Here is a 15,069-nt window from a genome sequence, read left to right as displayed (position 1 = left end):
GTAACCCGCTGTTTACGACAAAGCCCGGGCCGTCCTTRCGGACCTTGCCTGTCAGCAGCGGTCACAACGGTAGTGTTGGGTGCGTCCCGGTCAGCACGGGGGAGGTGGAGGCGCGGTGTCCGATCCCCGCTCGGGCTCTGGTTCCGATGGGAGCACGGGTCGTCCTGGTGACGCCGAAGCGGCACGAACGTCGGCGTACCAGAAAGAAGTGCACGAGCTCACGACGCAGGTCGCCTTCCTCGAGGAGGAAGTGGCCATGTTGCGACGGCGGCTGTCGGAGTCGCCCCGGCAGGTCCGGGTGCTCGAGGAGCGTCTCGCTGAGATCCAGTCCGACCTGGCGAGCTCCACGGCACACAACGAGAAGCTGGTCGCCACCCTCCGAGAGGCGCGTGACCAGATCATCACGCTCAAGGAGGAGGTCGACCGGCTGGCGCAGCCGCCGAGCGGATACGGGATCTTCCTGACCCCGTATGACGACGGCACGGTCGACGTGTTCACCCAGGGCCGAAAGCTCCGGGTGACCGTCTCGCCGAACGTCGACGTCGACGGGCTGCGGCCAGGCCAGGAGGTCATGCTCAACGAGGCCCTCAACGTCGTCGAGGTGCGGGCCTGGGAGCGGCACGGCGAGATCGTGCTGCTCAAGGAGGTCCTGGAGAGCGGCGACCGCGCGCTCGTCATCGGGCACACCGACGAGGAGCGAGTGGTCATGTTGGCCCAGCCGCTGCTCGACGGTCCGGTGCGAGCCGGCGACTCGCTGCTCATCGAGCCGCGCAGCGGCTACGCCTTCGAGCGGATCCCCAAGTCCGAGGTCGAGGAGCTCGTCCTGGAGGAGGTCCCCGACATCGGCTACGAGCAGATCGGTGGCCTCAAGGGCCAGATCGAGTCGATCCGCGACGCCGTCGAGCTGCCGTTCCTGTACAAGGACCTCTTCATCGAGCACCAGCTCAAGCCCCCGAAGGGCGTGCTGCTCTACGGCCCGCCCGGCTGCGGCAAGACGCTCATCGCCAAGGCCGTCGCCAACTCGCTCGCCAAGAAGGTCGAGGCGCAGAGTGGCGGCGGCAGCGGCCGGGCGTTCTTCCTCAACATCAAGGGCCCCGAGCTGCTCAACAAGTACGTCGGCGAGACCGAGCGGCAGATCCGGCTGGTCTTCCAGCGGGCGCGCGAGAAGGCGTCCGAGGGCATGCCGGTGATCGTGTTCTTCGACGAGATGGACTCGATCTTCCGTACCCGCGGCTCGGGCGTGTCCTCCGACGTCGAGAACACGATCGTCCCGCAGCTCCTCGCCGAGATCGACGGCGTCGAGCTGCTGGAGAACGTGATCGTCATCGGCGCCTCGAACCGCGAGGACATGATCGACCCCGCGATCCTGCGGCCCGGTCGGCTCGACGTGAAGATCAAGGTCGAGCGGCCCGACGCCGAGGCGGCCAAGGACATCTTCGCCAAGTACGTCCTGCCCGAGCTGCCCCTGCACCCGGACGACGTGGCCGAGAACGGCGGCAGCCCCGAGGCCACCGTCCAGGCGATGATCCAGCGGACCGTCGAGCGGATGTACTCCGAGAGCGAGGACAACCGCTTCCTCGAGGTCACCTACGCCAACGGCGACAAGGAGGTCCTGTACTTCAAGGACTTCAACTCCGGTGCCATGATCGAGAACATCGTGGCCCGCGCCAAGAAGATGGCCGTCAAGGACCTCATCGAGGGCGGCGTCAGGGGCATCCGGATGCAGCACCTGCTCCAGGCCTGCATGGACGAGTTCAAGGAGAACGAGGACCTCCCGAACACGACCAACCCGGACGACTGGGCCCGCATCTCCGGCAAGAAGGGCGAGCGGATTGTCTACATCCGCACGCTCGTCACCGGCACCAAGGGCACCGAGGCCGGCCGATCCATCGACACCATCGCCAACACCGGCCAGTACCTCTAGGCCGGTACGCACCATCAGCGACCCGGAGCCGGCCCCCACAGGGGGCCGGCTCCTCGCTTTCTCGGCCAGTCATCGGCTCGGGAGAAAACTGCGGGGCTGTCTGGCCGACCAACCGGCCGCCGACCGCCTACGCTGACAGAGTGAGCGTTCGCCGGATCATGGGTGTGGAGACCGAGTACGGCGTCTCGGTGCCTGGTCAGCCCAACACCAACCAGATGCTCGCCTCGTCGTTGGTGGTGAACTCCTACGCCAACCGGGCGGTGGCCAGCGGCGGCAGCCGGGCCCGCTGGGACTTCGAAGAGGAGTCCCCGCTGCGTGACGCCCGCGGCTTCGAGATGCCCCGCGAGCCGGTCGTCGACCCCTCCGCGCCCGCGAACGAGGACGACCTCGGCCTCGCCAACGTCATCCTGACCAACGGCGCCCGGTTCTACGTCGACCACGCCCACCCCGAGTACTCCGCCCCCGAGTGCACCAACCCACGCGACGTGGTGCTCTGGGACAAGTCCGGCGAGCGGGTCATGGCCGAGGCCGCGCGCCGGGCCCTGCACGTCCCCGGGACCGCCCCGGTGCACCTCTACAAGAACAACACGGACAACAAGGGCGTCTCCTACGGCTGCCACGAGAACTACCTCATGGCCCGGTCGACACCGTTCGGTGAGATCGTCCGCAACCTCACCCCGTTCTTCGTCACCCGCCAGGTCTTCTGCGGCGCCGGCCGCGTCGGCGTCGGCGTCGACGGCCGCACCGCCGGCTACCAGCTCAGCCAGCGCGCCGACTTCTTCGAGGTCGAGGTCGGGCTGGAGACCACCCTCAAGCGCCCCATCATCAACACCCGCGACGAGCCGCACGCCGACCCGGAGAAGTACCGCCGGCTGCACGTCATCATCGGCGACGCGAACATGAGCGAGATCGCCACCTACCTCAAGGTCGGCACCACCGCGCTCGTCCTGTCGATGATCGAGGACAGCTGGCTCACCGTCGACCTGTCCGTCGACGGGCCCGTCGCCGCCCTGCGCGCCGTCTCCCACGACCCGAGCCTTCGCCACCAGGTCACCCTGCGCGACGGGCGGAAGATGACCGCCATCCAGCTGCAGATGGAGTACCTCGAACAGGCCCGCAAGTATGTCGAGGACCGCTACGGCACCGACGCCGACGCCCAGACCGTCGACATCCTCTCCCGCTGGGAGTCCGTCCTCACCCGGCTCGAGGACGACCCGATGACCTGCGCCCGCGAGCTCGACTGGGTCGCCAAGCTCTCCATCGCCRAGGGCTACCGCACCCGCGACAACCTGCCCTGGAACGACCCGCGCCTGCAGCTCGTCGACCTGCAGTACCACGACGTCCGCCMCGACAAGGGCCTCTACAACCGGCTCGTAGCCCGCGGCCGGATGGACCGGCTCGTCACCGAGGAACAGGTCGTCGAAGCGATGACCGAGCCCCCCGTGGACACCAGGGCCTACTTCCGCGGCCGCTGCCTCGCGCAGTACCCGCAGCAGGTCGCCGCCGCCAGCTGGGACTCGGTCATCTTCGACATCGGCCGCGACTCGTTGCAACGCGTCCCCACGCTGGAGCCGCTGCGCGGCACCAAGAGCCACGTCGGCGCGCTGCTCGAGCGCTGCCGCACCGCCGCCGAACTCGTCGACGCCCTCTCCGGCAAGTAGCCCCAACTCCACCCGATCGATCACCGCGCGAGCCCCGGGCCCCTCGGCCCGGGGCTTCGCGGCTTTCTGGGCGCGGAACCATCACCATGGCCACCGTCAGGGCCCCAAGGCGCTGTGGGGCGCGATAGGCCACGCCGTGACAGGGTGGTGACGACAGCGCCGCCTGTGCGCTCCGGCGGGCCACGCGACGCCCTGGCGAGGCCGTGACGTGGCCGAATGGGCGCGGCCGGGAATGGGTAGCCCACGTTGCGCTGAGGGCGGACGTCCGGACGGAGGCCGACGTTCGTGGTGGAGTGATGCTCTCTCGATCCGCCGAAACCAGTCGGTGGACCGGGATAGTGTGATCGCAGGCGACGAGGCCCGGGCTGGTCGACGACATGACTGGCCATCGGTACAGCCGGTGCGGACAGCTCGCCAGACGCCGGCCTGGTCCCCGAACACGGGCCAGGCAGGGTTTGGACGGCGGCGCCGGTATGGACGGGCGGCGCACGCGCGCCGGCCGCGACGACAGGAGGCAGTCATGCCGAGCAAGGACACCAGCGGGGGCCAGACCCACGGCACCAGGCGCGACGACGACATCGAAGAGGTCGAGGTAGAGGAGCGTTCCGCCTCAGACCTGAAGGAACGCCACGAGAAGCTGTCCGAAGACGTCGACTCGCTCCTCGACGAGATCGACGACGTTCTCGAGGAAAACGCCGAGGAGTTTGTCCGCGGTTATGTCCAGAAGGGCGGTCAGTAGCAAACTTCTCACCATATCGGGCTCGATGGCTGTCCGTCAAGTCTGGATGCGCTAGAGCTGTTTGCGCTGGTCACGGTCCCGCTGTAGCTATGTCCCATGATCATAAAGATGTGTCGGGACTGTGGGGTCGAGAAGCCGGCGGACCAGTTCCATGCAGACCGGAAGAGCAGGGATGGCAAGCACAGCTCCTGCATCGAATGTTTTCGGCGGCGCAACCGAGAGCGGTACTACCGGAGGAAGGAAGGCGACCTAACCGATCTCCGGCGAACGATGCGCCCGGCGTCGCCCGGTTTCAAGGTCTGTCCTGACTGCGGAGAGACCAAGGCCGTGTCCAGCTTCGCGGCGGGCAAGACGCGCTCGGACGGCCTGCACACCTACTGCCGGCCGTGCAACAACGCCCGTGGGTACGCGAGCGACCAGCGTCTGCACGGCAGCACTCGAGGCCGGGCGCTTCGAAGTCGATACCGCATGTCGGAGCAGGACCTCGCGGCGATGGTGGCTCGGCAGGGTGGCCTGTGCGCGATCTGCCGGGAGCGGCCGGCTGTGCACGTGGATCACGACCACCGTGCGGGCTGGGTCCGGGGCGTGCTGTGCTTCACCTGCAACGTTGGGCTGGGGAACTTCGGCGACGACGAGGCCCGGCTGCGGCTGGCGGTCCGGTACCTCAGACGCCACCGTCACCAGAGCTCGCCGTCGCTGGCGGCGCAGGGCTTCCAGGTCTGCGTCTCCTGCGCGAAACGGCGGCCGTTCGCGGACTTCGCTGTGCGGCGTAGTGAGCGGCTCGAGGACGGGAGTGATGGTCGTCAGCCCTGCTGCGCGACGTGCGACGAGGCTGACGGCGGTGGCCGCGACATCGCCAACCGGCACGGCCTGACCGTCAGCCAGGTCGGGGCTCTGCTGGCCTCCCAGGGCGGCGTGTGTGCCGTCTGTCGGATTCGTCCGGCGGAACACGTGGACCACGACCACGCGTCCGGCAGGATCCGTGGCATCTTGTGCTTCACCTGCAACACCGGGATGGGCAACTTCGGGGACGACCCGAACCGCCTGCTGCTGGCGGCGAACTATTTGAAGGGGGATGCGTGCCGGATCCAACTAGTGGTGTAGCTGGGCGTCTACCGTCCGTGTTCATGATGCCGGGAACATCGTCGTTCACCGAGTTCCTGTCGCTCGCGTCGCCAGACCTGCTGCCCGGCAACCGGCAACAGCTGCCGGGGCCGGCGATCGAGGTGGCGCACGGGACGACGATCGTGGCGGTGACCTTCCCCGGCGGCGTGATCATGGCCGGTGACCGCCGGGCGACCCAGGGAAACCTGATCGCGACCAGGGACGTGGAGAAGGTGTTCCACGCCGACGAGTACTCGGCGGTCGGCTACGCCGGCACCGCGGGCGTGGGCGCGGACCTGGTGAAGCTGTTCCAGGTCGAGCTGGAGCACTACGAGAAGATCGAGGGCGCGGTTCTCAGCCTGGACGCGAAGGCGAACCGGCTCGGCTTCATGGTCAAGGGCAACCTGCCGATGGCCCTGCAGGGCCTGGCGGTGGTCCCGCTGTTCGCCGGTTACGACCTGGACAGCGGCGCCGGGCGGATCTTCTCCTACGACATCGCGGCGGCCCGGTCGGAGGAGAAGGGCTTCCACTCGATCGGCTCCGGCTCGCTGTTCGCCAGGGGCGCGCTGAAGAAGCTCTACAAGAATGACCTGTCGGAGGAACGCGCCGTCCGGATCAGCCTGGAGGCGCTCTACGATGCGGCGGACGACGACTCGGCTACCGGTGGGCCGGACATGGCCCGGCGGATCTTCCCGGTGGTCGCGTCCGTCACGGCCGACGGGTTCCGGCGGTACGCCGACGAGGAGGTGGGGGCCGTGGTGGATGCCCTCGTCGCCGACCGCATGACGAACCCTGGAGGATGACGTGACCATGCCGTTCGGCGGCTACGCAAGCCCGGAGCAGTGGGTCCGGGACAAGTCCGAGTACGCCCGTAAGGGCATCGCTCGAGGCCGCAGCGTCGTGATCGTCACCTATGCGGACGGCATCCTGTTCGTGGCCGAGAACCCGTCCACGACGCTGCACAAGATCAGCGAGGTGTACGACCGGATCGCGTTCGCCGCGGTCGGCAAGTACAACGAGTTCGAGAACCTGCGGACGGCCGGGATCCGGCTGACCGACATGAAGGGTTACACCTACGACCGGCGGGACGTGACAGGCCGGGCGCTGGCGAACGCCTACGCGCAGACCCTCGGCGCCATCTTCACGGAGTCGGTCAAGCCGTACGAGGTGGAGATCGTCGTCGCGGAGGTCGGGCAGACGCCGGAGTCGGACCAGATCTACCGGCTGACCTACGACGGCTCGATCGCCGACGAGCGGGGTTTCGTGGCGATCGGCGGCCAGTCCGAGCAGGTGAACACGTCGCTGCGTGAGCACCACACCGCCGGCCAGCCGCTGGCGGCGACGTTGCGGGTCGCGGTGACGGCGCTTACCGCCAGCGTCCAGCCCGGCCCCGGTGCGGCGGCGGGCAACGGCGAGCGGGTGCTCACGTCGGCCAACCTGGAGGTGGCGGTGCTCGACCGCACCCGGGCGCGCCGCCAGTTCAAGCGCATCGTGGGCGCCCAGCTCGAGGGCCTGCTCGCGGAGACGGCCGAGAGCCCGGCCTGACGGCGTCTGCGAGGAGATCCCCGCCGGTCCGCGTCCGTGGACCGGCGGGGATTCTTTTTGGCGTCTGTCGTCGGCGTCGGCCGTCGGGGTCGGGCCGCCTCGGCTACGCCGCCTCGGTTACGCCGCCTGGGCGGCGTGCTGGTCGAGGAAGGCGAGGGTGCGCGACCAGGCGTCGGCGGCGGCCTCGGGGCGGTAGACGGCGGCCCGGTCGTCGCTGTGGAAGGCATGGCCGGCGCCGGGATAGCTGACGAGTTCGGTGGGGCTCGCCGCCCCCGCCGCGGCCGCCCGCAGCGCGTTGATCTCCGCCAGCGTGATCAGCGCGTCCTGTTCGCCGTAGAGGCCGAGCCAAGGGGCGCGCAGCGACGGGGCGAGTTCGACGAGCGGCGCGACGCCGTCCCAGTAGGGGGTGGTGACCGCGCCACCGTAGAACGAGACCGCGGCGGCGAGCGGTGCGCGGGCGGCGGTGGCGAGCGCGACGGTGCCGCCCATGCAGAAGCCGATGATCGCGCGGTTGTCCTCGGCGACGCCGGCCTCGCCCAGGTAGGCCAGGGCCGCGTCGACGTCGGCGGCGATGCCCTCGCCGGTGAACGCGAGCATGTCGGTAGCGGCGGTCGCCCAGCCGCCCTCCGCGGGGGTCTGCGCGATCCCCTGCCGGTGGTACAGGTGCGGCGCGGCGGCGAGCCAGCCGGCGGCGGCGAGCCGGGCGCAGACGGAGCTCAGGTACGGCGTGATGCCGCGGGCGTCCTGGATGACGACGACGCCGCCGCGCGGTGCCCCGGCGGGCGCGCAGACGGTCAGTGGCGCGCCACCGGGGGTCGCTACCTCGGTGGGCGTGCTGTGGGCATGGGTCATGCCCCTATCGTCCCCGGCCCGCGGGGACGACCGCGTCCCGCGTGGCGCCCGCCGGGCATGGGCGGGTCGGGGCCGCGTCGGGGCGTCGGATCGCTTTCCGACCATCTGTCGGGACTCTGCCGCCGGTTCGGGGCGACACGCGGCGAGGCGCGTGCGTGCGTGCGCCGACTGCCACAGGATCTGCGCGGACGGTAGCGGACGGTGAGGGCGGTGGGTGCCTGCCAGGGCGGGCGTGCCGCGGGCGGGAGGGGCCGGGTGCTGATGGGCGAGGGGAACGGCCCCGGCGGGGGTGGCGAGCGGGAGCCGGCCTCCGGCCCGGACGGTGGCCGCGGCGGTCCGCGGCACCGCGCGCCTGGCAGGACCACCGGGCCTGGTGGCGTCCGCGGCCGGGGCACGGGCCCCCGGGGCCCGCGCGCGGAGCAGGCCTGGGCCACGCCGGAGCCGGCGAGGGCGGCCCAGCCCGGGCCGGACACGGTCGCGTACGGGGCGTACGGGGCGTACGGCGCGGACCCGGCGGCGCGGGTCGCCGGCGGCCGTGGGGGACAGGTGCGGCGGCTGGTCGTGCTCGTCGCCGGCATGGCGGTGCTGGTGGGGGTGCTGACGAGTCTGTACGGGTGGACCGTCACCAGCCTGCGCCCGCGTGCCCTGCCGGTGCTGGCGGCCGGCCCGGCCGACGCTGCGAGGGTCCTGGCCGAGCAGCTGTCGGACACCGAGCCGGGCGCGCTGCGGGTGCGGGTGGTCRCCGACGGCGACGCCGCCGACGCGGCGCTGCGGGCCCGGGAGGCGTATGCGGCGTTCGTGATCGGGCCGAGCGGGCTGTCCCTGCACGTCGCGTCGGCGGCGAGCCCGGCGGTGTCGGAGGCGATGCAGCACGGGATCACCCAGGTGGCGCCGAACGCCGAGATCCCGGTGGTGGACGTGGTGCCGAACGCGCCGGCCGACCACGTCGGCGGCGGGCTGTCCGCCGGCTACCTGCCGCTGGTCCTGGTGGTCGCGGCGGGCGGGGTGCTGCTCGCGCGGGCGGCGCCGCGCCGTGGCGCGCGGCTCGCGGGGCTCGTCGGCCTGGCGGTGGCGACGGGGGTGTCCGGGGCGGCGGCGCTGCGCTACGGCCTGGACGTGCTGCCCGGCTCGTATCTGGCCGCGGCCGGGGTCCTGACGCTGCTGGCGCTGGCGGTCGCTGGCACGGTGCTGGGGCTGGGCGCCAGGGCGGGGACGCTGGGCCTCACCGGCGGGTTCGTGTTCTTCGTGGTCGCGGCGGCGCTGTCGGCGTGGTCGTCGGCGCCGGAGATGATGCCGGCGCCGTGGGGTGGCCTCGGGCAGTTGACCCCACCGGGCGCCGGGGTGACGCTGCTGCGTTCCGCGGCGTACTTCCGGGGGGCGGGCGGCGGCGACCCGGCGGCGGTGCTGACGGTGTGGGCGGCGCTCGGGATCGCCCTGGTCATGGTCGGCGACACCCGTGGCTGGCTCGGCGGCACCCGGCGTGCCGAGACGCCGGACGAGGACGACGACGAGGCGGTCGGCTTTCCCGGCATCCCGCTGCCGGTTCCCGGCACGGCGACGCCACCGGTCGTGCCCGCGCCGGCGTCGGGGGTGTGGGCCGGGACGGAGGGCCCGGCGCGGACCGCGCCGCCGCCCGTCGGCCCCGCTGACCGCTGACCGCCGGAGATGGGCGCATCCGGCGGTCGCCGCCGGCCGCGCGGGCCGCCGGCGGGGGACGCCGGGCCGCCGCCGGGCCGCCGGCGGATCGGCGACCTGTCGGCCGTCCTCGGGCGGACGGTGGCATTCGTCGCCGGGTGTAGCCGGAATGAAGAGTTTTCTGACGTTTCGTGACGTCAGGCGGTCCGGTGGGACGAATTCCGGGGGCTGGCACGTGCGTCCGGCCGCGCGGAGACCGCGACGCGCATAGGGTCGAAGTGTGGATCGCCGCATCTTCGGCCTGGAGAACGAGTACGGCGTCACCTGCGTGTTCCGCGGCCAGCGGCGGCTGAGCCCGGACGAGGTGGCCCGCTACCTGTTCCGACGGGTCGTGTCCTGGGGCCGCAGCAGCAACGTCTTCCTGAAGAACGGGGCGCGCCTGTACCTGGATGTGGGTAGTCATCCCGAGTACGCCACCCCGGAATGTGACTCCGTGCCGGACCTCGTCACCCATGACAAGGCCGGGGAGCGCATTTTGGAGGGCCTGCTCGTGGAGGCCGAGCGACGGCTGCGCGAGGAGGGCATCGCCGGCGACATCCACCTGTTCAAGAACAACACCGACTCGGCGGGCAACAGCTACGGCTGCCACGAGAACTACCTGGTCGGCCGGCACGGCGAGTTCTCCCGGCTCGCCGACGTGCTCGTCCCGTTCCTGGTGAGCCGCCAGATCCTCTGTGGGGCCGGCAAGGTGCTGCAGACGCCGCGTGGCGCCGTGTACTGCATCTCCCAGCGTGCCGAGCACATCTGGGAGTCGGTGTCGAGCGCGACGACCCGGTCGCGCCCGATCATCAACACCCGCGACGAGCCGCACGCGGACGCCGAGCGTTTCCGCCGGCTGCACGTCATCGTCGGCGACTCGAACATGTCCGAGACGACGATGCTGCTCAAGGTCGGCGCGACGGACCTGGTGCTGCGCATGGTCGAGGCGGGCGTCGTGCTGCGTGACATGACGCTGGAGAACCCGATCCGCGCCATCCGCGAGGTCAGCCACGACATGACCTGCCAGCGCAAGATCCGGCTGGCGAACGGTCGGGAGGTCAGCGCGCTCGACATCCAGCGGGAGTACTACGCCAAGGCGGTGGAGTTCGTCGACCGCCGCGGCGGCGACGCGGTCGCGAAGCGGGTGCTCGACCTGTGGGGCCGCACCCTGCTGGCGATCGAGACCGACGACCTGGAGCTGGTCGCCCGCGAGATCGACTGGGTGACGAAGTACGTCCTGATCGACCGCTTCCGCGCCCGCCACGACGTGTCGCTGGCCTCGCCGCGGGTCGCCGAGCTCGACCTGAAGTACCACGACATCCACCGCGACCGCGGGCTGTACTACCGGATGGAGAAGGCGGGCCTGGTCGAGCGGGTCACCCGTGACCTCGACGTCTTCGAGGCGAAGTCGAAGCCGCCGCAGACCACCCGGGCGCGGCTGCGCGGGGAGTTCATCAAGCGGGCGCAGGAGAAGCGCCGCGACTTCACCGTCGACTGGGTGCACCTGAAGCTCAACGACCAGGCCCAGCGCACGGTCCTGTGCAAGGACCCGTTCCGCTCCGTCGACGACCGCGTGGACAAGCTGATCGCCAGCATGTGAGGCGCTCCCGTTGCCGGACGCTCCGCGCCCGCAACCGGGCGGCGCCCTCGGGCGCTGAGCGCCCTCGCTGCCTGGTTCCGGATCCAGGCGCATGGCGGTGGTGGGGCTGGGCCCGGGTAGACGAGATGGCTGGGTTGGGGCTGCGCTGATGCGCCGTCGCTGCCGGTGGTCGGGTCAGATGGACAGCTGATCCGGATGGCGTCGGGGCGGTTCCGGCGGGGGAGCGTTGTGGGGGCGGTGGCCTGGCGATTTTGGGTGCGGGGCGGTGGTGGCGAAGGGGATCAGGGCTCTGCAAGGATGCGTGTGGATCTCGCCGGCACCCCCGTCGCCTCGTCGAGAGGCGCGCCGGCGGATCGTCCGCCCCATCCGCTGCCACCCCGTAAGGACGCGCTCTCCCGTGACGACGAGTCTTCGCTCCGTGCCCACCCCTCCATGCGTGTCCCCGGCGGCCGCGGCCGGTTCCGCCGGTCGGGGGCGCGGTCGGCGGGCCGTCGTCGGCGGCGCCATCGCGGTGGTGCTGCTGGGCGCGGCCGTGGCCGGGTGCAGCGCGGGCAGCGCCCCCGACGGCACCGCCGCGGCACCGGTGACGACGAAGGCACCCGTGACCGAGGCGCCGACCGTGCTGCCGGTCGTGGGCAACCCGACGAACCTGACGGTCGAGCCGGCCGTCGGCGCCGGCGCGGGCCTGCCGCCCACGGCGCTGACCGTGAAGGACCTGGTCGTCGGCCAGGGCACGCAGGCGGGCCTCGACAGCACCGTGACGGTCAACTACATCGGCACCCTGTGGAACACCGGCGAGAAGTTCGACGCCTCATGGGACCAGTCGCAGCCGGCGACGTTCCCGCTGGGCCAGGTCATCGCCGGCTTCGCGCAGGGCATCGGCGGCAGCCTCAAGGACGGCGTCGAGGGCATGCGGGTCGGCGGCCGACGGCTGATCGTCATCCCGCCCGCGCTGGGCTACGGCCCGCAGGGTGGCAACGGTCCGATCAAGGTCGACGACACGATCGTGTTCGTCGTCGACCTGCTCAACCTGGAGGCCGCGGGGGCCGCGGGCGCGACCGCGTCGCCCGACCCGGCGGCGAGCAGCTGAGACCGGTCCGTCGCGGCGGGTCCAACCGGGTCGCCAACCATCGCCCATCGGCCAGCCATCGTGGTCCCCACCCGGCCACAACTGACCCCAGAATGTGGCCGCATGCGTGTCCGCGGCGGGCGCGAGTCGAACTGTTGTGCGGCCTCGCGTCCCGGTTGCCCTGACGGCGGATAACCTCACGGGGTGTGTCCCGTCGACGGCTGGAGCGGCTGCTCAACCTGACGATGTGCCTGATGGCGACGTCGAGGTTCCTGACCGTGTCCGAGATCGGCGACATGGTCGAGGGCTACGAGCCGGGACGCGACGGTGACGAGCACGAGGCGTTCCGCCGGATGTTCGAGCGGGACAAGCAGTACCTGCGCGACCTGGGCATCCCGCTGGAGACCGGGGCGGACTCCTACGGTGACGAGGTCGGGTACCGGATCCGCCGCGACGACTACGCGCTGCCCGAGATCCGGCTGACCCCGGACGAGGCGGCGGCGCTGGCGCTCGCCACCCGGCTGTGGTCGACCGCCTCGCTGGCGGCGCCGGCGGCGAGCGCGCTGCGCAAGCTCGCCGCTGGGGGAGCCGCCACCAGCCCCGGCCTGGGTCCCGGTCCACGCGGCGCCGACCCCGGCGCACCGGCCGGCGCGCCGGGGCCGGCGGAGCTGTTCGGCCTCGACGGGCTCGAGCCGCGCGTCGACGCCGCAGAGGCGGCGTTCGAGCCGTGCCTGGCGGCCGTGCGGGAACGACGCGCGGTGCGCTTCCCGTACCGCAAGCCGGGCGACGCCGAACCGGCGGAGCGCCTCGTCGAGCCGTGGGGCGTGCTGTCCTGGCGTGGCCGCTGGTATCTGGCCGGGCATGACCGCCGACGCGGCGCGCCCCGGGTGTTCCGCCTGTCCCGGGTGACGGGGCCGGTGCGCCCGGTCGGCCCGGCGGGCGCGGTGGCCGTGCCGGCGGGCGTCGACCTGCGGGCGATGGTGACGAAGTCCTCGTCCTCCGTGCCGGACCGGGTGCGCACCGCGACGCTGGCGGTCCGGGTCGGCGCCGGCCACGCGCTGCGCCGCCGCGGCCGCCCCGTCGCGGCGCCGGACCCGGCCGGCGCCCCCGCCGAGTCCGGCACGCCGCCCGCGGCGGGGGAGGCCGCCGGGGTGTGGCCAGGGGTCGGCGCGGACATGGACGTGTTGCGGATCGGCTTCGCCGACGTCGAGCGGATGGCTCGCTGGGTGGCCGGCTACGGCGCCGACGTCGTCGCCCTGGACCCGCCGGACGTGCGCGCCGAGGTCGTCCGCAGGCTGCGCGCCGCCGCCGACGGCGCGGCCGCCTCGGCCGCGTCCCCGCCCGCCGCCGGTGCGGCAGGTACCACGGACTCGGCCAGCGGCGGCGCTCCAGCCCCTGCCGCGGGCGGCGGCGATGGCGGGCGCCGGCGCGCCGACGGGCCGGCGCCGGTCCGGACGACCGGGCGGGCGCCCGGCGAGGCGCCGTCGGACGACCGGCTCTCCCGCCTGCTGGCGCTGGTGCCATGGCTGCGCGCGCGGCCGGGCGTCTCCGTGGACGCCGCCGCCGAGGCGTTCGGGATCACCGCCCGCCAGCTGCGCGACGACCTGGACCTGCTGTTCATCTGCGGCCTGCCCGGCGGCGCACCCGGTGACCTGATCGACATCAGCTACGAGGGCGGGCAGATCACGGTCGTCGACCCGCAGACCCTGGACCGGCCGCTGCGCCTGACCGTGGACGAGGCGACCGCCCTGGTCGTCGCCGCGCGGGCACTCGCCGACCTGCCGGGACTCGCCGGCCGGGCGGCGCTGGAACGGGCGGTCGAGCGGATCGAGGCGGCGATCGGCAGCCGTCCCGCCGAGCGGGTCGGCGTCCAGCTCGACCCGCCGAACGAGGTGCTCACCGTGCTGCAGCGCGCGCTGCGGGAGCGGCGCCGGGTGCATCTGCGCTACCTGGTCTGGTCGCGCGACGAGCTCACCGAGCGCGACGTCGACCCGATGCGGCTGCTGTCGATGGACGGGCACTGGTACCTGGAGGGCTGGTGCCACCGCGCCGAGGCGGTKCGGATGTTCCGCCTCGACTCGATCGTCGGGGGCGCCGCCGGGGTGCGCGTGCTGGACGAGCGGGCTGCCCCGCCGCCGGACGCCGCCGTCCGCGACCTGAGCGCCGGGGTGTTCGCCCCGGGCCCCGGGGACCTGCTCGCCGTCGTCGACCTGTCCGCCGCCGCCCGCTGGGCGGCCGACCACTACCCGGTCGAGTCGACCGCCGAGCTGCCCGGCGGCGGGCTGCGCATGACGCTGTACGCCACCGGGACGGCGTGGCTGCGCCGCCTGCTGCTCGGCCTGGGCGGCGACGCCAGGGTCGTCGGGCCGCCCACCCTCGTCACCGAGATCCACGACGCCGCGGCCAAGGCCCTCACGGCCTACGACGCGCCCTCGTCCTGACGGGCGGGACGGTAGGGTCATCGGTCATGCGGTGGGTTCTGGTCGACGTCGCCCTGATCGTCGGGTCGCTGCTGCTGCTCGTGCTGTGCGCGCTGGCCGTGTGGCGCAAGATCGGCGTGGCGCGGTCCACGGCCGGTGAGCTCAAGGAGCAGGTGTCCGGCCTGTCGGCCGAGACCTCTGCCCTGGCTGCCCGGATCGACTCGGCCGAGGTGACGGCTCGGCTCGCCGAGCGGTCCTCCGCGAGCTGACCGGCCTGACCGGGCTGTCGGGCCGGGCTCGAGGATTCGGCCTGGTCGTCCCGGCTCTGGCGGCGGATTCCGGTGGGTGGCACGCGTCCCGACGGCCCGAAACAACAAAAAACGGGGCCGGTCAGGTGACCCGGTGTGCCGGGAGATGCAGGTAGACACGGGTGTAGGCGCATTACGTCACCTGCGGGTTACCTCGCTGTTGTCTGTTCCGA

The 15,069-nt window shown here is 72.3% G+C and carries 12 protein-coding genes; 11 read left to right on the top strand and 1 reads right to left on the bottom strand.

Going from position 1 to position 15,069, the window contains the following annotated elements; all coding sequences use genetic code 11:
• Positions 1-115 precede the first annotated feature (115 nt).
• The 6 genes from arc to prcA all read left to right on the top strand — a co-directional run bounded on the left by arc (position 116) and on the right by prcA (position 6,973).
• Complete coding sequence (arc, locus tag BCD49_RS20610; protein ID WP_007519505.1) at positions 116-1,924, top strand: proteasome ATPase; 1,809 nt, start codon at positions 116-118, stop codon at positions 1,922-1,924.
• A 140-nt stretch (positions 1,925-2,064) separates the two neighbouring features.
• Complete coding sequence (dop, locus tag BCD49_RS20605; RefSeq protein ID WP_442960514.1) at positions 2,065-3,585, top strand: depupylase/deamidase Dop; 1,521 nt, start codon at positions 2,065-2,067, stop codon at positions 3,583-3,585.
• Between the two features lie 520 nt (positions 3,586-4,105).
• A complete protein-coding gene (locus BCD49_RS20600; protein WP_007519508.1) occupies positions 4,106-4,324 on the top strand; it encodes a ubiquitin-like protein Pup in 219 nt (72 codons plus the stop codon).
• A 327-nt stretch (positions 4,325-4,651) separates the two neighbouring features.
• Positions 4,652-5,428, top strand: coding sequence for an endonuclease VII domain-containing protein (locus BCD49_RS20595; RefSeq protein WP_158072956.1), 777 nt, complete (start codon positions 4,652-4,654; stop codon positions 5,426-5,428).
• A complete protein-coding gene (prcB, locus tag BCD49_RS20590) occupies positions 5,404-6,231 on the top strand; it encodes a proteasome subunit beta (RefSeq protein ID WP_007519511.1) in 828 nt (275 codons plus the stop codon). Before BCD49_RS20595 ends, prcB begins: the two co-directional genes overlap by 25 nt.
• A gap of 1 nt (position 6,232) precedes the next feature.
• On the top strand, positions 6,233-6,973 hold the full coding sequence (gene prcA, locus BCD49_RS20585; protein WP_007519513.1) for a proteasome subunit alpha: 741 nt from the start codon (positions 6,233-6,235) through the stop codon (positions 6,971-6,973).
• Between the two features lie 117 nt (positions 6,974-7,090).
• Here prcA and BCD49_RS20580 read toward each other — a convergent pair whose 3' ends face one another.
• Positions 7,091-7,825, bottom strand: a complete 735-nt coding sequence (locus BCD49_RS20580; protein WP_007519514.1) for a dienelactone hydrolase family protein — start codon at positions 7,823-7,825, stop codon at positions 7,091-7,093.
• A gap of 210 nt (positions 7,826-8,035) precedes the next feature.
• On the opposite strand from BCD49_RS20580, the gene BCD49_RS20575 reads away from it, so the two are divergent.
• The 5 genes from BCD49_RS20575 to BCD49_RS20555 all read left to right on the top strand — a co-directional run bounded on the left by BCD49_RS20575 (position 8,036) and on the right by BCD49_RS20555 (position 14,857).
• Positions 8,036-9,481, top strand: a complete 1,446-nt coding sequence (locus BCD49_RS20575; protein ID WP_198939452.1) for a hypothetical protein — start codon at positions 8,036-8,038, stop codon at positions 9,479-9,481.
• Between the two features lie 259 nt (positions 9,482-9,740).
• Positions 9,741-11,099: a Pup--protein ligase gene (pafA, locus tag BCD49_RS20570; protein WP_007520641.1), complete on the top strand. Its 1,359-nt coding sequence runs from the start codon at positions 9,741-9,743 to the stop codon at positions 11,097-11,099.
• A 397-nt stretch (positions 11,100-11,496) separates the two neighbouring features.
• A complete protein-coding gene (locus BCD49_RS20565) occupies positions 11,497-12,189 on the top strand; it encodes an FKBP-type peptidyl-prolyl cis-trans isomerase (RefSeq protein WP_232794081.1) in 693 nt (230 codons plus the stop codon).
• Between the two features lie 185 nt (positions 12,190-12,374).
• Entirely contained in the window at positions 12,375-14,609 is a 2,235-nt protein-coding gene (locus BCD49_RS46165) for a helix-turn-helix transcriptional regulator (RefSeq protein ID WP_071041791.1), read from the top strand.
• A gap of 26 nt (positions 14,610-14,635) precedes the next feature.
• A complete protein-coding gene (locus BCD49_RS20555) occupies positions 14,636-14,857 on the top strand; it encodes a hypothetical protein (protein WP_007520204.1) in 222 nt (73 codons plus the stop codon).
• The last annotated feature ends 212 nt before the right edge of the window (positions 14,858-15,069 follow it).

Origin of the sequence: Pseudofrankia sp. EUN1h, from assembly GCF_001854645.1 — a bacterium.
Taxonomy (GTDB): Bacteria; Actinomycetota; Actinomycetes; order Frankiales; family Frankiaceae; genus Pseudofrankia; species Pseudofrankia saprophytica.
This window is presented reverse-complemented; position numbering and strand designations above follow the sequence as displayed.